We start from the raw sequence: 18,674 nt of genomic DNA, 5'->3' as shown, positions 1-18,674 counted from the left end.
GGCGTCGTCACGCGGTGCGGGGCGGGTCAGCCGCCGACGCCGACCGTGCCGAAGTGCTCCACGAGCACGGGGTCGGTCGCGAGCACGGCCCAGACCACCCCGAACAGCACGACGAACGACAGCGCCGCGCCGGCGAGCGGCACCCAGAACGCGACCCGGCGGCGGATCAGCCGCACGATCGCGATGAGCGCCGTGAGCACCCAGAGCACGATCTGGGCGATCATGCCGGTCGAGATGATGCCCGCGACCGCGTCGGCGGGCACGTACGGGTCGATGCCCTCCTGCGTGTGCAGCAGCGACATCGCGTCGGGCAGGGTCTGCTGGATCGATACGGCGAGCGAGACGCCGATGATGCCGAACACGAGCAGCCCGAGCGTGATCGGGCGGTCCCAGAGGCGTGCCGTGGGCGCGGACCCCGCGGGAGCCGCGGGGGCGGCAGGGGCCTGCGTCGTGGCGGGCGCCTGCGGCGGGTCCTCGTGGGTGGTCTGCTCGGGCGGCTGCCAGTTCCAGCCCTCGGGCGCGTACTCGCCGTACTTCGGCTTCGGACGCTCGTCCCGGGACGCGGGAGGCGGCGGCGGGGGCGGGGCGGACCCGTCGCCGGGTGCGCCGCCGCCTTCGCGCGACTGGTCGGACTGCGGCATCCGGCTCAGCTCTTCGAGTGGCCGAACGAGCCGAGCTGCTTCGTCGACTCGACGACGCGGGCGGCCATGGCCGACTCCGCGACCTTGCCCCAGGCGCGCGGGTCGTACTGCTTCTTGTTGCCGACCTCGCCGTCGACCTTCAGCACGCCGTCGTAGTTGGCGAACATGTAGCCGGCGACCGAGCGGGTGAACGCGTACTGGGTGTCGGTGTCGATGTTCATCTTCACGACGCCGTTGGCGACCGCCTTGGCGATCTCCTCGTCGGTCGAGCCCGAGCCGCCGTGGAAGACGAGGTCGAGCGGCTTCGGGCCGGTGCCGAACTTCGCGGCGATGCCCTCCTGGATCTCGCCGAGGAGCTCCGGGCGCAGCTTCACGCCGCCGGGCTTGTACACGCCGTGCACGTTGCCGAAGGTGAGCGCGGCGATGTAGCGGCCGTTCTCGCCGAGGCCGAGGGCCTCGACGGCCTTGGTCACGTCGCCGACGGTCGTGTAGAGCGCGTCGTTCGTGCCCTCGTGCACGACGCCGTCCTCCTCGCCGCCGACGACGCCGATCTCGACCTCGAGGATCGCGTTGATCGCCTTGGTGCGCTTGATCATGTCCTCGGCGATCTGGATGTTCTCGTCGAGCGGCACGGCCGAGCCGTCCCACATGTGCGACTGGAAGATCGGGTTGCGGCCGGCCTTGACCTCCTCCTCGGAGGCGGCGATGAGCGGCATGACGAAGTCCTCGAGCGCGGGCTTCGGGCAGTGGTCGGTGTGCAGGGCGACGGTGACCGGGTACGACTTGGCGACCTCGTGGGCGAACTTCGCGAAGGCGAGCGCGCCGGTGGCGCGGGCCTTCACGGTGTGGCCGGCGAAGTAGTCGGCACCGCCGGTCGTGACCTGGATGATGCCGTCGGAGCCGGCCTCGGTGAGTCCCTGCAGGACCGCGTTGAGGGTCTGCGAGCTCGACACGTTGAACGCCGGGTAGGCGAAGCCTTCGGCCTTGGCGCGATCGAGCATCTCTGCGTACTGCTCGGGGGTTGCGATGGGCATGATGCTCCTTCAAGCGGGATCGTGGGCGTGCACGCACGAGTCTAGTGAGTCGATCGCGCACGGCACGGGGTCGGCCGCGTGGGGCTACGGGCGGAGCCCCGTGTCCGCCAAGATGTTCTGCATGACGCACTTCGAGAGCCCCGTCGTGCACGCCTTCGAGCGCGCGGTCGCCGCAGCCGCGTGGGCGGCGATGGCGCGCGTCGACGGCGGCGACGGCCACGCGGTCGACGCGGTCGCGGTCGACGCGCTGCGTGCTGCACTCTCGGGGGTCCCGGTCGACGGGCGCGTCGTCGCGGGCGAGGGCGAGAAGGACGACGCGCCGATGCTCGCGCCGGGGGAGCGCTTCGGCACGGGCGGCCCCGCGGTCGACATCGTGGTCGACCCGGTGGACGGCACGCGCCTGGCGGCATCCGGCCGGCCCGGCGCGATGGCGATCCTGGCGGCCGCGCCCCGCGGGGCGTTCCTCGACATCGGGCCGGCCTTCTACATGGACAAGCTGGTGTGCGGTGCGGATGCCGCGGGGCTGGCGATCGACGCTCCGCCGGCCGAGAACCTGCAGCGCCTCGCGGCGGCGATCGGATGCCCCGTGCGCGCGCTGCGCGTGGCCGTGCAGGAGCGTCCGCGGAACGCCGCGCTCGCGGCGGCCGTGCGTGCCGCCGGCGCCGAGGTGGTCGCGTTCGAGCACGGCGACATCGAGCGCGCCGTGCAGGCGGCCCAGCCGGGCGGCGACCTCGACCTGCTGCTCGGCATCGGCGGCGCGCCCGAGGGCGTCATCGAGGCCGCGGCGGTGCGCGCGCTCGGCGGCACGATGCAGGCGCGGTTCGCTCCGCAGTCGGACGAGGAGTCGGCACGGGTGCGAGCGGCCGGCGTGCCGGTCGAGCGCGCGCTCGACCGCGACGAGCTCTGCGCGGGCGAGGCGATGGTGTTCGTGTCACCCGTCACGCGGTGCGACTTCGGCGAGCCGGATGCCGCGGCGGTGCGAGTCGTCGCCGCGCGGGCGTGAAAGATTCGCGATTCTTTCACGCCGATCGTCCCCCGTTTGCGGATCGCGCGCGAGCGCGCTGGATAGGCTCGTCAGCAGCGGCCGACCACGTCCGTGTGCGTCGCGCCGATCCGCAGTCGAATCTGGAGTCATGCGTTGACGAGCACCGAACCCGCACCACTGTTCCACCACCCCGACCGCAACCTCGCACTGGAGTTGGTGCGCGCCACCGAGGCCGCCGCGATCCGCGCCGTGCCGTGGATCGGCAAGGGTGACAAGAACGCCGCCGACAAGGCGGCGGTCGACGCGATGCGGCTCTTCCTGGGCACCGTGAACTTCGACGGCGTCGTCGTGATCGGCGAGGGCGAGAAGGACGAGGCGCCCATGCTCTTCAACGGCGAGCAGGTGGGCAACGGACGCGGCCCCGCGTGCGACATCGCGGTCGACCCGATCGACGGCACGAGCCTCACCGCCGCCGGGCGCGGGCACGCGCTCTCGGTGATCGCGGTCTCCGAGCGCGGCACGATGCTCGACGCGTCCTCGGTCTTCTACATGGACAAGTTCGTCACCGGTCCCGAGGGGCACGGCGTCGTCGACATCCGCAGGCCCGTCGGGGAGAACCTGCGGGCGCTCGCCGCGGCGAAGGGCAAGGACATCGGCGAGGTGCGCGTGGCGGTGCTCGACCGCCCCCGCCATGAGGAGCTGATCGCCGAGATCCGGGCATCGGGTGCCGGCACGCGCCTGATCCTCGACGGCGACGTCGCGGGCGGCATCAACGCGGCCCGGCACGACACGCGCATCGACGCCTGCATCGGCATCGGCGGCAGCCCCGAGGGCATCACGACCGCCTGCGCGGTGAAGGCGCTCGGCGGGTTCATGCAGGGCAAGCTCGCGCCGCGCGACGACGCCGAGCGCGCCCGCGGGGAGGCCGCGGGCCTCGACTGCGACAAGATCCTCGAGCTCGACGACATGGTGTCGGGCGACAACCACTTCTTCGTCGCCACGGGCGTCACCGACGGTGCGCTCCTGCTCGGCGTGAAGAAGAACGGCCCCTACATCTCCACGGAGTCGATCGTGCTGCGGTCGAAGTCCGGCACGATCCGACGGGTCGCCGCCGAGCACCTCGCGCAGAAGTGGCTCGACCCCGACTTCCTCTGACGCACTCCCTGCACCGAACCCACAGGAGCCGCCCATGCGCGTCCCCCGGGCGCTGCGGCCGTTCGGGCTCGGCCAGTACCGGCTGCTGACCGGCGCACTGGCGTTCTCGCTGTTCAGCGCGGGCTGTTGGATCGTCGCATCCGTCTGGCAGGTCGTCGAGCTCGGCGGGTCGCCGGTCGACCTGTCGGTCGTGGCGACCGGGGCCGCGGTCGGCCTGGTGCTCGCCGTGCTGTTCGGCGGGGTCGCGGCCGATCGCATTCCGCAGCGGCGCATCCTCCTCGGCGTCGAGGCGGTGCGCGGCGCCGCGTTCGGCACCGCGGCGCTGCTCGCGCTGGGCGGGGCGATCGAGGTGTGGCACCTCGCCGTGCTCGCGTTCGTGCTGGGCGTGGCCGACGGGTTCTTCTACCCGGCGTACTCGGCGTGGCTGCCGGGCATCTTGCCCGAGGACCAGTTGCAGGCCGCCAACGGGGTGGAGGGGGTGCTGCGCCCGACGCTCATGAACGCTGGGGGTCCGGCGGCGGCGAGCCTGCTCATCGCCGTCGGATCGCCGGGCCTCGCGTTCGCGGTGATCGCGGTCGCGCAGGTGGGCGCGTTCGCGCTGCTGCTCGTGATGCGCACGACGCCGCTGCGCGGCGAGCGGGAGAACGACGACGTGCATCCGCTGCGGCGCACGTTCCTCGACCTGCGCGCCGGGTTCGGGTACCTGCGTCGCACCGTGTGGCTGCTCGCGTCGCTGCTGTTCGCGGTGTTCATGGTGCTCGTGATCATGGGCCCGATCGAGGTGCTGCTGCCGTTCGCGGTGCGCGACCAGGCCGGCGGCGGTGCGGGCGAGTTCGCGCTCGTGCTCGCCGCCTTCGGCGTCGGCGGGGCGATCGGTTCGCTCTGGGTCGGCTCGCTGCGGATGCCCCGGCGCTACCTCACCCTGCTGATGCTGGGGTTCGGGTTCGGATGCCTGCCGCTCGCGATCATCGGGTTCACCGACGCCCTCTGGGTGATGGTCGCAGCGCTGTTCGTGTGCGGCCTGCTCTTCCAGGGGGCGCAGGTGCTCTGGGGCACGTTGCTGCAGCGGCGCGTGCCGCCGCACATGCTCGGCCGCGTGTCGAGCCTGGACTTCTTCGTGTCGCTCGCGCTGATGCCGGTGTCGATGGCGATCGCGGGGCCCGTGGGCGAGGCGATCGGATTGGCGCCGACGTTCCTGGTGGCGGGGCTCGTGCCACCGGTCATCGCGGTGATCACCATCTGGGTCGCCCGGCTCGGTCGGGACGAACTGGCGCACCCGCTCGAGGACGTGCCGCTGTCGACCGGGGCGATCGAGACGGTGACCGGCGGGTCGGCGGCCGCGGGCTTCGAACGCTCGGTGGACGAGCCGCACCCGGACGACCGGGCCCCCTGATCGGGCGCCCTGACCGGGCGCGCTGCCCGGGCGCGCGGTCAGATCGAGCGGATCTCGGGGTCGAGGTCGAGCAGCGGCTCACCGGAGTCGAAGTCGAGCTCGACGTCGTGCTCGGCGGCGCGGGCGTCGGCGTCGCGCCCGGCCGCCTCGGCGACGTCGGTCGCCGCGGTGCCGAACGAGCCGGCCTCGACCATGCGCACGTCGTCGCCGGCGTCGAGTTCGGTGAGCTCGGCCGCGGCGAGGCGGCGGGGCGTCTCGTGGATGGGCTCGGGCTCGGCCAGGGCCGAGATCTTCGTGGTGTCGATGCCGGGGAACTGGCGGGCGGTGACGAGCACGCGCGACTCGAGCGAGTTGGCGAACTTGTTGTAGCTCTCGACGGTGCGCTCGATGGCGCGGCGCAGGCCGTCGGCGTGCCCGGCGAGCGTGCCGATGCGCTGGTAGAGCGTGTTGCCGAGGTCGAACAGCTTCTTGGCCTCGTCGGACACCGCCTGCTGCTGCCACGTGTACGCGACCGTCTTGAGCACGGCCCAGAGGTTCACCGGGGAGGCGAGCGCGACGCGCTTGCCGAAGGCGTAGTCGAGCAGCGCCGGGTCGGCTTCGAGGGCGGCCGACAGCAGCGACTCGCTCGGGATGAACGCGATGACGAACTCGGGGCTGGCGTCGAGGCCCTCCCAGTAGGTCTTCTTCGCGAGCGCGTCGATGTGGCCGCGCAGCGCCTTGACGTGCCGCTCGATGAGGGCCTTGCGACGCGCACCCTCGTCGCCGGAGGCGGTGACGGCGATCTGGCTGGCCTCGATGTAGTGCTCGAGCGGCACCTTCGCGTCGACCGCGATGGACTTGCCGCCGGGGAGGCGGATGACCATGTCGGGGCGCCCGGCGCCCGCATCGGTCGTGATCGACGCCTGGGTGTCGAAGTCGACGTACTGGGCGAGGCCGGCGGCCTCGACCACGCGGCGCAGCTGGGTCTCGCCCCAGACGCCGCGGGTGCTGTTCGAGCGCAGCGCCGAGGCGAGCGACTCGGTCGTCGCCCGGAGCTGCTCGTCGTTCAGCTGCGCCTGCTTCAGCTGCTCGGCGATCGAGCCGTACTGCTCGCTGCGCTGCTGCTCGAGCTCGGCGACCTTGCGCTGCATGGTGCTGAGCGTCTCGCGCACGGGGCTCAGCGCCTGCAGCACCGCCGACTCGCGCTTCTCGCGCTCGGCGCGCTCGGCCTGGTCGGTGCGCTGCTGCTCGACGTACTCGCGGAACTGCGTGCGCTGCTGCGTGATCTGCTCGCGCAGGTTGTCGGCCTCGGTCGACGCGGCCGCGAGGTCGGCGCGCAGCTCGCCCTGCACGCGCTGCTGCTCGGCGAGCAGCTCGGCGCGGGCCTGCGCCTCGTCGGCGCGGACCTGCTGCAGCTCGCCCTGGTGGCGCGCCTGGACGAGGGCGGGGTCGTCGCCCGCGGGCGCATCCGCCACCCGACGCGAACGCACGAGCACGGTGACGAGCGCGCCGATGGCGGCGCCTGCCACGAGGCCGATGAGGAGGGCGAGGATGTCCATGCCGAAAGTGTTGCAGCGGCCCCCGACATCGAGTCGGAACGGGCTCGGGGTGGCGCCACGACGGGGCCGAGGTGCGCGGTGCGAGCGGCTACTGCAGGGCCATCGGGCCGTGTTCGGACCGGTGCTCGCGGGTCGCGACCGCTCCGATCGTGCCGACGCGCACGCGCGCCGAGCGGGCGAGCGCCTCGAGGTCGTCGGCCTCGTGCCGCTTCGCCGCGTGGGCGACGATGGCGGCGCACGCGCGCGAGTCGTCGAGGGCGTTGTGGTGCGAGAAGTCCTCGAAGCCCGCGGCCATGGCCGCGACCGGCAGGCGGTACGAGTCGAGGTGGTAGGTGTTGCGCGCGACCTGCAGGCTGCACAGGTAGCGGTGGTTCGGCGCCTCGACCTCGAAGGCCTCGGCGAGGCCGCGCAGCACGCCCATGTCGAAGCCCGCGTTGTGCGCCACGAGCCAGTCGTCGCCCGCGAATGCGGCGAACTCGGGCAGCAGGTCGCCCCACCCGGGGGCGTCCTCGACCTGGTCGGGAGTGATGCCGTGGATGCGCACGTTCCACTCGTTGAACTCGTCGTGCGGGAACGGCGGGCGGATGAGCCAGTACGCCTCGTCGACCGCGCGCCCGTCGCGCACCTTCACCAACCCGACGGAGCACGCCGACGCGCTCGATCGGTTGGCGGTCTCGAAGTCGATCGCGGTGAAGTCCACTGGCACGCGGCCATCCTCACATCGGCGACCGACACGGCGGGGGAGCGGCACGCCCTTCGGCGGCATCCGCTCCACCGGATGCTCTCGGAGCGCTCGCGCTTCCCAGCGGAGGGCCGTTCGTCGGGCTGAGGGCGGAATCTTCGGCCTCAACCGAAGATTCGGCCCTCAACCGGTGCGATCGCGCGGCGGGCGGCGGGAGCCGAGCGGATGCCTCGGTCCGAACGTCGGACGGATGCCGCGGGGCGGCGCGTCAGAACGGCAGGTACGAGTACTCGGGCGCGACGATGTCCTCGATCGCCGGGCCGGCGGAGGTGCGCACGGCGACCGCGCGCGTGGTGAGTGGGTCGTCACCGGCGGGCACCGTGCCCGTGGCGAGGTAGGCCTCGAACGCGGCGAGCTTCGCGGGGAACTCGGGGTCGACGAGGATGATCGACGTCGTGCCGTCGGTCGGCATCTGGAGGTGCGGGGCGACCGCGAGCGCGTCGGCGATCGGGGCGCCCACCGTCAGCCCGCTCGTGGCGAGCAGGTCGAGCCCGTATGCCTCGGGCGCCGTGAACGTGAGGCGGGCGGCGAGGTAGTAGTCGCGCGCCGGGTCGGTGAGCTGTGCGGCCTCGAACGTGAGGCCGGTCCAGGTGTAGACGTCGTAGTCGGCGATGTGCGTGCCGTTCCCCGGCGTGAACGAGACGGCGGGCGCCGTGCCGAACGCGGTCTCGAGGGCGTGGACGGCCGGTTCGGGGGCATCCGACCACCCGAACGTGAACGTCGTCGCCCCCGTCGAGTCGACGATCTCGAAGCCGGTCGACGAGACCTGCACCGCGGCCGGCACCACCGGGTCGGCGGTCGGCGTGTGCGTCACCATCGGCGTCTCGGACGGCGTGGGCGTTGCGGTGCCGGCCGTGGTCGACCCGCTCGAGGCGCACCCGGCGAGGGCGAGCGCGGTGAGCAGCAGCAGCGAGGTCCCCGTGATTCGTCGCATGGCGACGAGTCTGGACCATCGAAGCGGTTCGATTCCGGGGTGTGGAGAACTCGGTCCGGTTGCGGCGTGATCGATGCGGTCTCGGAAGGAACGGCACCGAATCACCAGAAGTCGAAGGTGCCGATCGGCAGATAGGACCATCGTGGCGCCGCGATCACGTCGATCTTCGAACCATCGGTCGAACGCATCGCCACCGTCCGCGTGGACCATGGTTCGTCGTCGAGGCGCGCAGGCTCCTCTCCGGTCTCCAGGTGACTCGCGTAGGCGGCCAGGCGAAGGCGGTCTTCCGCGTCGACCAGGACGACGGTGTATGGCCCGGTGTCCTGCAGCGTGAGCGTATCCCCGGTGTTGTCGATTGCGACCGCAATCGGATCCCCGACCGAGAGCCCGAGGGGAGCGACCAGCCTGACTCCGAGTGCCGACTCCGCGGTGAACGTGACATGCGTCAGGAGGTAGAAGTCCGGCTTGGGCTCCTCAAGGTTCGCCACCCGGAACACGAAGCCACTCCACGTGTAGATGTCGTAGGCGGCCAGATGAGACCCACTGCCGACCGAGGATGTCACGGTCGGCTCCTGGCCGAAGGCCTCAGTGAGGGCGCTGATGGCGGGCTCGGATTCGTCGGCCCATTCGAATGCGAACGATGGCTCTCCCTTTGCGCCCAGGATCTGAAAGCCGGTAGAGCTGAGGGAGATCTCCGACGCCTTCCTCGACAGGTCGACGGACTTGGTTTCGCGCTCGTTGGAGCAGCCGATCAGGGCAAGGATCGCTACCGCTGTGAGAAGCGTCGCTGCGATTCGTCGCATGCGACGAGTCTGCGTGGGCGGCCTTGGGTCGAGGTTTCGTTCAGGCTACGTTCAGATGAAAATCGAGGAACGCTCAGTCACTTGTCGAAGATGTCGCAGTGCCGATGTCGCTGTCGCGGGAGGCGGACATGCTGCTGAGCGGGTTTCGCTCAGTGCTCAGGGTGCGCTCGAGTCGAGGTGAGCGGATGCCCCGGGGCGTCTGCTCCACCGCACGGCGTGAGCGCGCCGCCCGCGCCCACGTAGACTGGTCGCCCGTGGCACTCACCATCGGAATCGTCGGGCTCCCGAACGTCGGCAAGTCGACCCTCTTCAACGCGCTCACCAAGAACGGCGTGCTCGCGGCGAACTACCCGTTCGCGACGATCGAGCCGAACATCGGCGTCGTGAACCTGCCCGACCCGCGCCTCGAGGTGCTCGCGGGCATCTTCGGCTCGGAGCGCATCCTGCCCGCGACGGTGTCGTTCGTCGACATCGCCGGCATCGTGCGCGGCGCGAGCGAGGGCGAGGGGCTCGGCAACAAGTTCCTCGCGAACATCCGCGAGGCCGACGCCATCGCGCAGGTCGTGCGCGGCTTCGAGGACGCCGACGTGGTGCACGTCGACGGCGCCGTCGACCCGAAGAACGACATGGAGACGATCAACGCCGAGCTGATCCTCGCCGACCTCGAGACCCTCGAGCGCGCCATCACGCGCTACGAGAAGGAGGTCAAGGGTCGCAAGCTCGACCCGTCGGTGCTCGCCGCGGCGCGGGAGGCGCTCGACGTGCTGCAGCGGGGCACGCCGCTGTCGGCGGCATCCGTCGACCTCGCCCCCGTCAAGGAGCTGGGCCTGCTCACCGCGAAGCCGTTCATCTACGTCTTCAACGTCGACGAGGCGGTGCTGACGGATGCTGCACGCAAGGCCGAGCTCGCCGCGCTCGTGGCCCCGGCCGAGGCGGTCTTCCTCGACGCGAAGATCGAGTCGGAGTTGATCGACCTCGACCCCGAGGATGCCGCGGAGTTGCTCGCCTCGACCGGCCAGGAGGAGTCGGGCCTCGACCAGCTCGCGCGCATCGGCTTCGACACGCTCGGCCTGCAGACCTACCTCACCGCGGGCCCGAAGGAGTCGCGCGCCTGGACCATCCCGAAGGGCGCGAAGGCGCCGCAGGCGGCCGGCGTGATCCACACCGACTTCGAGAAGGGCTTCATCAAGGCGGAGGTCATCTCGTTCGACGACCTGGTCGACGCCGGCTCGGTCGCCGAGGCCCGCTCGCGCGGCAAGGCCCGCATGGAGGGCAAGGACTACGTGATGACCGACGGCGACGTGGTGGAGTTCCGCTTCAACGTGTAGCGGCGACCATGGGTGCGCATGGGGAGTTCTCGGAGATCGCTGCCGACCTCGCAGCGAGCATCAGACTCGGCTACGAAGCGGAAGCCGACGACCCGAACCTCGCGTTCGAAGCGCCGTCCGCCAAGGAGATCGATTGGCTTGCCGCGTGGTTGGCGAGCGAAGGCTGGACGAGGGCCGCGCACGGACGAGTCAACCGCTCGGGTTCAGCCTAGGTCTCATTGGTCGCTGGAAGCCTTGGGCTCCACCGTGCGTAGCGCGCGTGCTACGATCGCTCTATGAGTGCGAGCATGCCTCAGGGTAAGCGTCTGTCGCAGCGCGAGTTGCGCAATGAGTCCGGACGCGTCCTTCGCGCTGTCGGCGAGGGGCAGTCCTTCGTGCTGACCAACCGCGGAGTACCCGTCGGTCGTATCGTTCCGCTCGATGCCCCGTCGCCCACGTTGCCGATCGTCCGGCCTGCCAAGCGGGTCGGTGGGTGGGCGTCGTTGAAGCCCCAGCGGGTCGAGAGCGACCGGCCGATGGCTCAGATCCTCGACGAGATGCGAGAGGATCGCGTGTGAGCGACGCCCCGCTCGTCTACGTCGACACGTCGGCGCTCGGCGCGCTCCTGGTGGCCCAGTCCGAGACGGAGGCCCTCGTCGAGTGGCTCGACCAGGCGGATGTCAGGCTCGTCTCGAGCGATCTGCTCGAGACAGAGCTGCGTCGGATGGCTGTGCGCGAGGGGCGGGATCAGTCGAAGGTCAGCGCGATCCTCGATGGTGTATCCCTCGCGGCACTCGACCGGGTCGCGTACCGCTCGGCAGGGCTGCTGCCGATGCCGTACCTGCGTACGCTCGACGCCCTGCATCTCGAAGCGGCGATGCGGCTGGACGTCGATGCCGTCCTGACGTACGACCACCGGCTCGGCGAGGCAGCGCGGTCCGCAGGGCTCGATGTTGTCGCTCCGGGTCGAGTGCCTTAGGTTCCGGCTCGTCACCAGAGGGACGAGCAGCTATCGCTCGGCTACACACCTCACCGCAGAGTGGTGTGCCCGGAGATCTGGGCGCCGACGCGGAAGTGGCTCAAGATCTCCTCCCCGGTGTCCACGGTGCGCTGCGAGCGGCCGATCGGGAATCGCATCGGCGCGTGCGTCCGGTTGGGGATGACGTGACCGGCGCCGCTCTGGATCACCAGTCGTACGTCGCCCCAGTCGTACCGGGCGACGCTGTCGCTCACGGTCTCCACCGGCTCGCCGCCTCCCGCGAGCGCCTCGGCGGTCTCACGTGCTGACCGGACGATGCCGTGGCTCGTGCCGAGCAGCCGCGCCTCGCCCCCGTCGACCGGGACGATCGGGTCGGCGTCTCCGTGGAGGATGAGGGTGCGGAGGGCCCCGGGCTCCCGTGCACCGGGGACGACGGTCTCGTCGACCTGCATCCCCGCGGCGATGACGACGAGGCCGGACACCAGTGCGCCGTGCTCGCGTGCGAACCGCTGCGCCATCCAGCCGCCGTTCGAGAAGCCGACGACGAGGGCGGGGCGATCGAAGCGCTCGACGACTGCGGCGATGTACGACACGTCGTCGACGCCCGCCCTGCCCGCGCCGTTCGACCTGCGGGTGGGGGAGTCGTTCCACGAGCGTCGGTGCCCATCGAGGTACACGAGGTCTGCTCCGAGGTTCTCAGCGAGGAGGTCGAGCGTGCGTCCGCTGAACCTGCGCATGGTCGGGCCCTGCTGGCCGGTGCCATGGAGCGCGACGATGAGCGGCGCATCGGCACGCGGCGACGATGGAGCGACGTGGTGGTAGGTCCTGCGCCGGCCGCCTGCCTCGATCTTGTGCGTTCTCATGTCCTGGCTCCCATCGTGCGATAAACGGATCATGTATCCGTTGGGACGGTAGCACGTAAACGGATGAAGTATCCAATAAGCTGGCGATCATGAACGCATCGTCGACGCTGAGGAGGGATGCCGCGCTGAACCGTGCCCGGATCGCGGAGGTCGGCCGGACCTACCTCTCCGACGGTCGTCCGCTCCAGCTCAACGACATCGCGCGCGACGCGGGCGTCGGCGTCGCGACCGTCTACCGGCACTTCCCGACGCCGGAGCTGCTGCTCGAGCATCTGGCACGCCCGGTGATGGAGGAGCTCGAGGCGGCGGGACGTTCGGCGCTCGCGTCGGACGACGCGTGGCAGTCGCTCGAGGGATTCCTTCGGCTCGGACTCCAGACGCAGCTCGGCGATCCAGCGCTGGCGGCGGTGCTGGCCGCGCCCTCGCATGCGGATGCGCGCACCGTCGAGCTGATCGCGTCGCTCAACATGCTGGCGATGCGGCTGGTCGCTCGCGCCAAGGCGGCGGGCCTCCTTGCCGACAGCCTGCAGGGCTCCGATCTCTTCCCGCTCATGTGCGGCGTGGCGTATGCAGCACGGCTCGGTCTGACCGCAGATCCGAGCGATGCGGGGGTGGTCGACCGATTCCTCGACGCGCTGCTTACGGGTGTGCGCGTGCGCTGATCACGAGTCTTCGCGCCCGGAGCCGCTCGCTGGCCACCACGTCGTTCGCCAGCGCTGGGCCGCCATGCCCGGGGCGTGTCACGTCAGTCGCATGTGAGCCCGACGTCATCGGCGAGTTGCTGCTGCTCAGGCTCCGTCGACTCGCAGCATCGGGCCCTCGGCGTCCGTGGGGACCTGGAAGGCGGCCATGTAGGTCAGTGCCTGATGCTCGGGCACGGCGATGTCGTCGGGCCCGCTGTTGCTGCGGCGCGCAAGGCGGTCGAGGATCACATCACTGGGCGCCGTCACGTAGTGGACGACGGGCTCGACCCCCAGACCCGCCAGGAACTGGCGGTACGAGTCGCGGGACGCGCGCGACCAGAACGACGAGTCGACGACGACGGATGCTCCGCGGCTGACATGCTCGGTCAGGACGTGCCGGAGCGCAGTGTGGACTTCGTCACGGGCTGCATCCGGCAGCGGATGCTCCTGGTGCCCGAGCTCCCACGCCAGCGCGTCGAACGACAGCAGCGCGAAGCCACGTGCGGCGAGGCGACGCGCGTGCGCCGACTTGCCCGAACCCGCCGGGCCGCACATCAACACCACCTGAATCATCGACCCATCCTCGCGCACGCGATCACCGGGTGTGAGCCGGCTCGACGCGAGGGGCCGATCGCTCACTATAACGCGTAGCGTTATTGACGCATCACGTTATACAATGCCCGTGTGATCAGGTCGTTCGGGAGCAAGGACACCGAACGTCTGTGGGGTCGTGACCGTGTGCCGTCGATTGATCCTCGGATCCACTCGACAGCGCTTCGGAAGTTGCGTCAGGTGGGTTCCGCGCAGGTTCTGGATGACCTCCGACTCCCGCCAGGAAATCGGCTCGAGGCGCTGAAGGGCGATCGTGCCGGACAGCACAGCATCAGAATCAACGACCAGTGGCGGATCTGCTTCGTGTGGACCGACGCCGGGCCAGAGGAGGTGGAGATCGTTGACTATCACTGACAAGATTCCCCCGATTCATCCGGGTGAGGTCCTCATGGAGGACTTCATCAAGGGCTTCGACATCACGCAGAACAGGCTCGCCGTCGCCATCGGTGTACCGCCGCGCCGCATCAACGAGATCGTGCACGGCAAGCGTGGGATCACAGCCGACACCGCACTTCGGCTTGCGAAGTACTTCGGCACGTCGGCGGAGTTCTGGATCAACTTGCAGAGTCACTACGAGCTCGACCGTGCGGAGGATCTCGCGGGGGCGCAGATCGCTTCGATCAGGCCGCTTGAGGTCGCGTGACCGACTTCGTCGACTGAATCCGGGCGAGCACTCGTCGAGGTGCATCGAGTGGGCGAAGCGAGTCAGCGCGGCACGTCGACCGTGACGGTCTCGCCGCCGTAGCCGTTCGCCTGGTCGCGGCCTTCGACGACGACCTCGTCGACGTCGTCGGGGATCGGGAACGGCCCACGGGTGCGGGTGAAGGGCTGCTCGGTCGCGTGGTCGTGGGTGAGTTCGTGCTCGGCGAGCGCCTCGCCGTCGGGTGTCAGCACGCGCCATCCGTCGGCGTACCGCTGCCGAGTGTCGTACGGCGAGCACATCGTGACCGAGATCGAGAAGTCGTCGCCGCTCGGCTCGAGTTCAGCCTCGATGACGTCGGGGAACTGCTGGCCGGCGTCGACGGGTCCGCACACCGACTCGGCGATCGGCGAGTCCGCCGGTGCCGCGCTCTCCGCGACCTGTTGGCCGCCGGCACACGACGCGAGCAGCAGCGTCAGCCCTATGGCTGGAGCAATAACGAGGTGGCGCCCCATACGGCGACGCTATCAATCCCGTCACGAGCTCAGTCCGTGGCATCCGCCCACGGCGCGATGTCGACGCCGTGGTTGTCGGGGGAGGCGAGCGACCACCAGAACGGTGGGTTGGAGCCGTCGGCGAGCCGACCCCCGGCCGCGAGAGCCGCGTCGACCCGCGCCTGGGCTTGGTCGGCGGGCACGTAGACGTCGAAGTGCGTGCGGCCTCGTGACGCGGCGTCGCCGTTGATGGGGTTGAACGCAAGTTGCGGGCTGCGACGCAGGGGGTCGACGGCGTCGGTGTCGCCCAGCGGCTCGTAGCCGAGCGCGGCCAGGAAGAACGGGCGCGCGTCGACCTGCGAGTGCTGCGCGACGTAGATGCCCACGGACTGCACGAGCGCTGGATCCGCGGTGAGCCCCAGCTCGGCGGCCGCGCGCGAGACATCGGCCGCGAACAACGCAGCAGACGCGGGGAGGCCCGCGAAATCGCGGTCGGGGATGCCCACGACGACGCCCTCGGGCCGCACATCGAGGTCGGGCAGTATCCCGTGCTGCGCCGCCGCAGCGACTACCGGTTCGACGAGTCGCGCCGCCTCGGCGAGCGAGGAAGCGGTGAACACCGCCTGCGGCCCGCCGGACGCGGTCATCCGCCAGTCGGCAACCCCCGGCGCCCGGCGGAACTCGGCACCGGAGATGGTCTGCGGTTCGGTCGGTTCGCCCATGAGTACCCCTTCGCACATGGTGAGGGCCCGCACCCGGCACATCGCCGGCCGCGGGCCCCACCGTACTGCGCCCCGCCGTCACGCGCGATGGCTCAGGGGCATCCGCTCGCCTACACCGCGAGCAGCTCGCGCTCGAGCCGGGCGTAGCTCGTCTCCATGCCCTCGGGCATGCCGGTCGCGAGCACCATGTCGCGCGTCGCGGCGTCGGGGTACTCGATGAGCAGGCTGATGAGCGTCGCGCCGTCCTCCTCGTAGAGCTGCAGGTCGTTGAGCGTCGGCGGGTAGTCGGTGCCGGTCATGTGCTCGGTCGAGACCATGCGGCGCGGCGCCTGCAGGAGCGTCACCTCGCCGTCGAAGCCGAACGGTTCGCCCTCGCCGCCCGCGACGGGCGCCCACGCGTAGCGGTATGGCCCGGGCGCGGAGGCGGGCATCTCGCACTCGGTCATCGCCCAGCCGTCGGGCCCGAGCAGCCACTGCCGCATGAGCTCGGGCTCGGTGTGCGCACGCCACACGAGATCGCGCGGTCCGTCGACGAGGCGCGTGATGCGCACGTGCTGGTCGGTGAGCACCTCGGTCTGCGTGCCCTTCCCCTGGGAGTACTCGCGAAGGTCGTGCAGCACGCGCTCGATCTGGCCCATCGCCAGGCGCGTGCCCTCGACCACGCCCATCTCGATGACCTGCTCGAGCGCCTCGACCGACGTGAAGTGGCTCACCGTGCGCATGCGCGTGCCGGCGCCTGCCTGCTCGAACGTGAGGACCATGCGCATCGCGGGCATGCCGTCGATCGGCGCGCCGGACTCGTCGGCGAACGCGTCGAGCACCTCGAGGCGGTGCGGCTCCTCGATGGCGAGGAACTCCCACGTGCCGCGCGACAGCTCGCCGCGCGGGCCATTCATGGCGTAATGCGCGTGGCCGCCGACGGTGAGGTCGTACGCGGAGAAGGTCGCCGGCCACCCGGGCGGGCCCCAGAACCGCTCGAGCTGGCGCGGATCGGTGTAGATCGCCCAGAGCCGCTCGACCGGCGCGTCGAACTCGGCGACGACGGTCATTGTGAGGGCTTCGGGGTCGGAGGTGATGTCGATGGTGGGCATGTCAGCGCCTTTCGGTGGAATCGCGTGACGGATGCTCCGCGAGCAGCGCGTCGAGCCGGTCGATGCGTCCGCGCCAGAGGTCCTCGTACTGGGCGAGCAGCGCTCGGACGCGCGCGATCACGGTCGGGTCGGCACGCACGAGCCGCTCCCGCCCCTCGGCGCGCTTGATGACGAGCCGTGCCTCCTCGAGCACGGCGACGTGCTTCTGCACGGCCGCGAACGACATGTCGTAGTCGGCCGCGAGCTCGGACACCGACTGCTCCCGCACCGCGGTGCGGCGCAGGATGTCACGCCGCGTGGCCGCGGCGAGCGCGTGGAAGACACGGTCGGTCTCAGCATCCGTCAGTTCATTTCGTACAACCATTTGGTTGTACGATAGGCCGCACACGTCGAACTGTCAACGGTCAGATCCCCGAGCCGCCCGCGCCGGGTGGCATCCGGTGTCAGCTCAGTCCGTTCCCTGCGATCACGAGGCGCCCTCGGGCAGGCACGCCGCGAAGAACTCGCGCACGTCGGCGGTGAAGGCCGCCCGGCTGTCGCCGAGCGTGTAGAACATGTGCCCGCCGTCGTAGGCACGAAGGCGCACGCGATCGCCGGTGGCGGGCGCGAGGCGCATGAGGTCGATGATCCGGCGCGAGCTGTCGAGCGGAGTCACCAGGTCGTGGCGACCGTGCACGATGAGCGCACGCAGATGCGGGTTGAGGGTGAGGCCCCGGCGGAGGTCGTCGACCGACCCCGGAGGGGTGGCGAGTGCGTGGTGGCCGTCGTCGGTGGCCCACTTCGTGTTCACCTCCTCGCTGAGCAGTGCGTACTGCCGGTCGGTCTCCACGCCGATCTCGGCGCGCAGCAGGTGGTTGATCGCCATGGTGAACGCCGCCGTCGAGCCCGCCAGGGTGTGCTCGCCGCCTTCGAACGACACGCGGTCGGTGAAGGGATCGACGACGGTCTGGGTGACGTCGTAGAGGCCCGCGACCTCGCCGCGGTCGCGGAGGAGCTCGCGGGTCCAGCGGTCGATGCCGATGCGGCCGTGCAGGTGCTCGACCACCGCCGGGTCGAGTCCGACCAGTTCGGCCAGTCGCGCGAGCACGGCGGCCCGCTCCTCGGCCGGCACTGCGGCCCCGCGCAGCAGGAACATCGCGTAGTCGGTCGTCGCGAACCGCACGGCGGCCGCCGCGACCGCATCCGCTCCGTCCGCCGCCTCGGGCGCCCGGCAGCGCCCGTGGTGGAAGGCACCCGCCGCCATGGTCGGAACCGTGTCGACGTACGGATCGGTGGCGTAGTCGGTGAAGGTCAGCGGGGTGATCTCGAGCGCCGGCGAGATGAGCACGGCGCCCGCGAGCCCCACGCCCTCGTCGGTCGGCAGCGACCACGCGAGGCGCCCGACCCGATAGCCGCCGTAGCTCTCACCCGCGAGGAAGACCGGGGCCGACCACCGGCGATGGCGCGACAGCCAGCGGCTGATGAACTCGCGCATCGCCGCGAGGTCTCGCTCGTAGCTCCAGTAGCCCGGCGCATCCGAGTCCTGCTCCGGCGGGATGGGGCGCGAGAACCCGGTGCCGACCGGGTCGATGAACACCAGGTCGGTCTCGGCGATCCACGAGGCGTCGTTGTCGACCAACCGCACCGGCATCCGCGACGTCGAGCCGTCGTCGGGCAGGACGACACGGCGGGGGCCGATGGCCCCGACGTGCAGGTACGCGGACGAGGCGCCCGGTCCGCCGTTGAACACGAACGTCACCGGGCGATCGGGGGCCGCGTCGGTGGCGAGGTAGGAGACGGCGAAGACCTCGGCGGCCGGCGACTCCTCCCGGCGCAGCACGGTCCAGTCCGCGGTCGCGGTGAGCGAGACGGGCTCGTGGCCGTCGGGCGCCCACGTCATGGGGGTGCTCGCACCCGCGGGCGCCTCCCATGCCGGGGTGACCGGGCCGCGGCCGTCGGGCTTCGCGTTCGATGCGCCGCCCGCGGTCGTGTCGGTCGTCTCGGCGGGGGAATCGGGCATCGTCGCCTCCTGTGCGCAGTTCGTTCGCTTCGCGCTCAGCCTAGTGAGCGCCGGCAGTC

At 70.8% G+C, this 18,674-nt stretch carries 22 protein-coding genes; 9 read left to right on the top strand and 13 right to left on the bottom strand.

The genetic code is table 11. From position 1 onward, the window contains the following. Nucleotides 1-26: 26 nt before the first annotated feature. Both ABZK10_RS16845 and fbaA read right to left on the bottom strand, forming a co-directional pair. Nucleotides 27-641: a DUF6264 family protein gene (locus ABZK10_RS16845; protein ID WP_353810443.1), complete on the bottom strand. Its 615-nt coding sequence runs from the start codon at nucleotides 639-641 to the stop codon at nucleotides 27-29. A 5-nt stretch (nucleotides 642-646) separates the two neighbouring features. Next, nucleotides 647-1,675 (bottom strand): class II fructose-bisphosphate aldolase, encoded by a 1,029-nt coding sequence (gene fbaA / locus ABZK10_RS16840; RefSeq protein ID WP_353810442.1) that lies wholly within the window; start codon nucleotides 1,673-1,675, stop codon nucleotides 647-649. Nucleotides 1,676-1,796: 121 nt separating this feature from the next. Here fbaA and ABZK10_RS16835 point away from each other — a divergent pair, with 121 nt between their 5' ends. From ABZK10_RS16835 to ABZK10_RS16825, 3 genes are all read left to right on the top strand, one after another. Further along, nucleotides 1,797-2,678, top strand: a complete 882-nt coding sequence (locus ABZK10_RS16835; protein ID WP_353810441.1) for a fructose-bisphosphatase class II — start codon at nucleotides 1,797-1,799, stop codon at nucleotides 2,676-2,678. A 135-nt stretch (nucleotides 2,679-2,813) separates the two neighbouring features. Further along, nucleotides 2,814-3,815 (top strand): class II fructose-bisphosphatase, encoded by a 1,002-nt coding sequence (gene glpX / locus ABZK10_RS16830; RefSeq protein WP_353810440.1) that lies wholly within the window; start codon nucleotides 2,814-2,816, stop codon nucleotides 3,813-3,815. A gap of 34 nt (nucleotides 3,816-3,849) precedes the next feature. Further along, a complete protein-coding gene (locus ABZK10_RS16825; RefSeq protein ID WP_353810439.1) occupies nucleotides 3,850-5,208 on the top strand; it encodes an MFS transporter in 1,359 nt (452 codons plus the stop codon). A gap of 38 nt (nucleotides 5,209-5,246) precedes the next feature. Here ABZK10_RS16825 and ABZK10_RS16820 read toward each other — a convergent pair whose 3' ends face one another. The 4 genes from ABZK10_RS16820 to ABZK10_RS16805 all read right to left on the bottom strand — a co-directional run bounded on the left by ABZK10_RS16820 (nucleotide 5,247) and on the right by ABZK10_RS16805 (nucleotide 9,225). Next, the gene (locus tag ABZK10_RS16820) at nucleotides 5,247-6,746 is read right to left on the bottom strand and encodes a DNA recombination protein RmuC (protein WP_353810438.1); all 1,500 of its coding nucleotides are present in this window, start codon (nucleotides 6,744-6,746) and stop codon (nucleotides 5,247-5,249) included. An 88-nt stretch (nucleotides 6,747-6,834) separates the two neighbouring features. After that, nucleotides 6,835-7,452 carry a 3'-5' exonuclease gene (locus ABZK10_RS16815; protein ID WP_353810437.1) on the bottom strand — a complete coding sequence of 206 codons (618 nt, stop codon included), beginning with the start codon at nucleotides 7,450-7,452 and terminating at the stop codon, nucleotides 6,835-6,837. A 244-nt stretch (nucleotides 7,453-7,696) separates the two neighbouring features. Next, nucleotides 7,697-8,422, bottom strand: a complete 726-nt coding sequence (locus ABZK10_RS16810; protein ID WP_353810436.1) for a hypothetical protein — start codon at nucleotides 8,420-8,422, stop codon at nucleotides 7,697-7,699. A gap of 101 nt (nucleotides 8,423-8,523) precedes the next feature. Continuing rightward, a complete protein-coding gene (locus ABZK10_RS16805) occupies nucleotides 8,524-9,225 on the bottom strand; it encodes a hypothetical protein (RefSeq protein WP_353810435.1) in 702 nt (233 codons plus the stop codon). A gap of 254 nt (nucleotides 9,226-9,479) precedes the next feature. Here ABZK10_RS16805 and ychF point away from each other — a divergent pair, with 254 nt between their 5' ends. The 3 genes from ychF (at nucleotide 9,480) to ABZK10_RS16790 (ending at nucleotide 11,511) form a co-directional block, all read left to right on the top strand. Continuing rightward, complete coding sequence (gene ychF / locus ABZK10_RS16800; RefSeq protein WP_353810434.1) at nucleotides 9,480-10,553, top strand: redox-regulated ATPase YchF; 1,074 nt, start codon at nucleotides 9,480-9,482, stop codon at nucleotides 10,551-10,553. Between the two features lie 275 nt (nucleotides 10,554-10,828). Then, nucleotides 10,829-11,110 carry a type II toxin-antitoxin system Phd/YefM family antitoxin gene (locus ABZK10_RS16795; protein ID WP_353810433.1) on the top strand — a complete coding sequence of 94 codons (282 nt, stop codon included), beginning with the start codon at nucleotides 10,829-10,831 and terminating at the stop codon, nucleotides 11,108-11,110. Then, nucleotides 11,107-11,511 carry a type II toxin-antitoxin system VapC family toxin gene (locus ABZK10_RS16790; protein ID WP_353810432.1) on the top strand — a complete coding sequence of 135 codons (405 nt, stop codon included), beginning with the start codon at nucleotides 11,107-11,109 and terminating at the stop codon, nucleotides 11,509-11,511. The genes ABZK10_RS16795 and ABZK10_RS16790 overlap by 4 nt, the downstream gene beginning before the upstream one ends. A gap of 50 nt (nucleotides 11,512-11,561) precedes the next feature. Here ABZK10_RS16790 and ABZK10_RS16785 read toward each other — a convergent pair whose 3' ends face one another. Continuing rightward, nucleotides 11,562-12,374, bottom strand: coding sequence for a CE1 family esterase (locus tag ABZK10_RS16785; RefSeq protein ID WP_353810431.1), 813 nt, complete (start codon nucleotides 12,372-12,374; stop codon nucleotides 11,562-11,564). An 89-nt stretch (nucleotides 12,375-12,463) separates the two neighbouring features. Between ABZK10_RS16785 and ABZK10_RS16780 the strand changes: the two genes are divergently transcribed. After that, nucleotides 12,464-13,036 (top strand): TetR/AcrR family transcriptional regulator, encoded by a 573-nt coding sequence (locus ABZK10_RS16780; protein WP_353810430.1) that lies wholly within the window; start codon nucleotides 12,464-12,466, stop codon nucleotides 13,034-13,036. 126 nt (nucleotides 13,037-13,162) lie between these two features. On the opposite strand, the gene ABZK10_RS16775 is transcribed toward ABZK10_RS16780, so the two are convergent. Next, a complete protein-coding gene (locus tag ABZK10_RS16775; RefSeq protein WP_353810428.1) occupies nucleotides 13,163-13,630 on the bottom strand; it encodes a P-loop nucleotide/nucleoside kinase family protein in 468 nt (155 codons plus the stop codon). A 111-nt stretch (nucleotides 13,631-13,741) separates the two neighbouring features. On the opposite strand from ABZK10_RS16775, the gene ABZK10_RS16770 reads away from it, so the two are divergent. Together ABZK10_RS16770 and ABZK10_RS16765 are read left to right on the top strand one after the other, a co-directional pair. Then, nucleotides 13,742-14,023, top strand: coding sequence for a type II toxin-antitoxin system RelE/ParE family toxin (locus ABZK10_RS16770; RefSeq protein WP_353810427.1), 282 nt, complete (start codon nucleotides 13,742-13,744; stop codon nucleotides 14,021-14,023). After that, complete coding sequence (locus ABZK10_RS16765; RefSeq protein ID WP_353810426.1) at nucleotides 14,010-14,312, top strand: HigA family addiction module antitoxin; 303 nt, start codon at nucleotides 14,010-14,012, stop codon at nucleotides 14,310-14,312. Before ABZK10_RS16770 ends, ABZK10_RS16765 begins: the two co-directional genes overlap by 14 nt. 62 nt (nucleotides 14,313-14,374) lie before the next feature. On the opposite strand, the gene ABZK10_RS16760 is transcribed toward ABZK10_RS16765, so the two are convergent. The 5 genes from ABZK10_RS16760 to ABZK10_RS16740 form a co-directional block, all read right to left on the bottom strand. Further along, nucleotides 14,375-14,824 carry a hypothetical protein gene (locus tag ABZK10_RS16760; RefSeq protein ID WP_353810425.1) on the bottom strand — a complete coding sequence of 150 codons (450 nt, stop codon included), beginning with the start codon at nucleotides 14,822-14,824 and terminating at the stop codon, nucleotides 14,375-14,377. 29 nt (nucleotides 14,825-14,853) lie between these two features. Next, entirely contained in the window at nucleotides 14,854-15,525 is a 672-nt protein-coding gene (locus ABZK10_RS16755) for a VOC family protein (RefSeq protein ID WP_353810424.1), read from the bottom strand. Nucleotides 15,526-15,635: 110 nt separating this feature from the next. After that, nucleotides 15,636-16,616, bottom strand: a complete 981-nt coding sequence (locus tag ABZK10_RS16750) for an SRPBCC family protein (RefSeq protein ID WP_353810423.1) — start codon at nucleotides 16,614-16,616, stop codon at nucleotides 15,636-15,638. A 1-nt stretch (nucleotide 16,617) separates the two neighbouring features. Continuing rightward, complete coding sequence (locus ABZK10_RS16745; RefSeq protein WP_353810422.1) at nucleotides 16,618-16,980, bottom strand: ArsR/SmtB family transcription factor; 363 nt, start codon at nucleotides 16,978-16,980, stop codon at nucleotides 16,618-16,620. 102 nt (nucleotides 16,981-17,082) lie between these two features. Further along, nucleotides 17,083-18,615: a S10 family peptidase gene (locus ABZK10_RS16740; protein WP_353810421.1), complete on the bottom strand. Its 1,533-nt coding sequence runs from the start codon at nucleotides 18,613-18,615 to the stop codon at nucleotides 17,083-17,085. Nucleotides 18,616-18,674: the final 59 nt, after the last annotated feature.

It is taken from the genome of Agromyces sp. SYSU T00194 (assembly GCF_040496035.1).
Lineage (GTDB): Bacteria > Actinomycetota > Actinomycetes > Actinomycetales > Microbacteriaceae > Agromyces > Agromyces chitinivorans.
Note: the sequence above shows the minus strand (reverse complement) of the source record. Positions and strands in the feature narration are given on the sequence as shown.

Bases quoted from the DNA above. Each gene is read 5' to 3' on its own strand.
- ABZK10_RS16740 (WP_353810421.1), bottom strand. From the start codon at position 18,615: ATGCCCGATTCCCCCGCCGAGACGACCGACACGACCGCGGGCGGCGCA.
- fbaA (WP_353810442.1), bottom strand. From the start codon at position 1,675: ATGCCCATCGCAACCCCCGAGCAGTACGCAGAGATGCTCGATCGCGCC.
- ABZK10_RS16760 (WP_353810425.1), bottom strand. From the start codon at position 14,824: ATGGGGCGCCACCTCGTTATTGCTCCAGCCATAGGGCTGACGCTGCTG.
- ABZK10_RS16805 (WP_353810435.1), bottom strand. From the start codon at position 9,225: ATGCGACGAATCGCAGCGACGCTTCTCACAGCGGTAGCGATCCTTGCC.
- ABZK10_RS16755 (WP_353810424.1), bottom strand. From the start codon at position 15,525: ATGGGCGAACCGACCGAACCGCAGACCATCTCCGGTGCCGAGTTCCGC.
- ABZK10_RS16795 (WP_353810433.1), top strand. From the start codon at position 10,829: ATGAGTGCGAGCATGCCTCAGGGTAAGCGTCTGTCGCAGCGCGAGTTG.
- ABZK10_RS16810 (WP_353810436.1), bottom strand. From the start codon at position 8,422: ATGCGACGAATCACGGGGACCTCGCTGCTGCTGCTCACCGCGCTCGCC.
- ABZK10_RS16745 (WP_353810422.1), bottom strand. From the start codon at position 16,980: ATGGTTGTACGAAATGAACTGACGGATGCTGAGACCGACCGTGTCTTC.
- ABZK10_RS16785 (WP_353810431.1), bottom strand. From the start codon at position 12,374: ATGAGAACGCACAAGATCGAGGCAGGCGGCCGGCGCAGGACCTACCAC.
- ABZK10_RS16835 (WP_353810441.1), top strand. From the start codon at position 1,797: ATGACGCACTTCGAGAGCCCCGTCGTGCACGCCTTCGAGCGCGCGGTC.
- ABZK10_RS16845 (WP_353810443.1), bottom strand. From the start codon at position 641: ATGCCGCAGTCCGACCAGTCGCGCGAAGGCGGCGGCGCACCCGGCGAC.
- ABZK10_RS16750 (WP_353810423.1), bottom strand. From the start codon at position 16,616: ATGCCCACCATCGACATCACCTCCGACCCCGAAGCCCTCACAATGACC.
- ABZK10_RS16820 (WP_353810438.1), bottom strand. From the start codon at position 6,746: ATGGACATCCTCGCCCTCCTCATCGGCCTCGTGGCAGGCGCCGCCATC.
- ABZK10_RS16825 (WP_353810439.1), top strand. From the start codon at position 3,850: ATGCGCGTCCCCCGGGCGCTGCGGCCGTTCGGGCTCGGCCAGTACCGG.
- ABZK10_RS16775 (WP_353810428.1), bottom strand. From the start codon at position 13,630: ATGATTCAGGTGGTGTTGATGTGCGGCCCGGCGGGTTCGGGCAAGTCG.
- ABZK10_RS16780 (WP_353810430.1), top strand. From the start codon at position 12,464: ATGAACGCATCGTCGACGCTGAGGAGGGATGCCGCGCTGAACCGTGCC.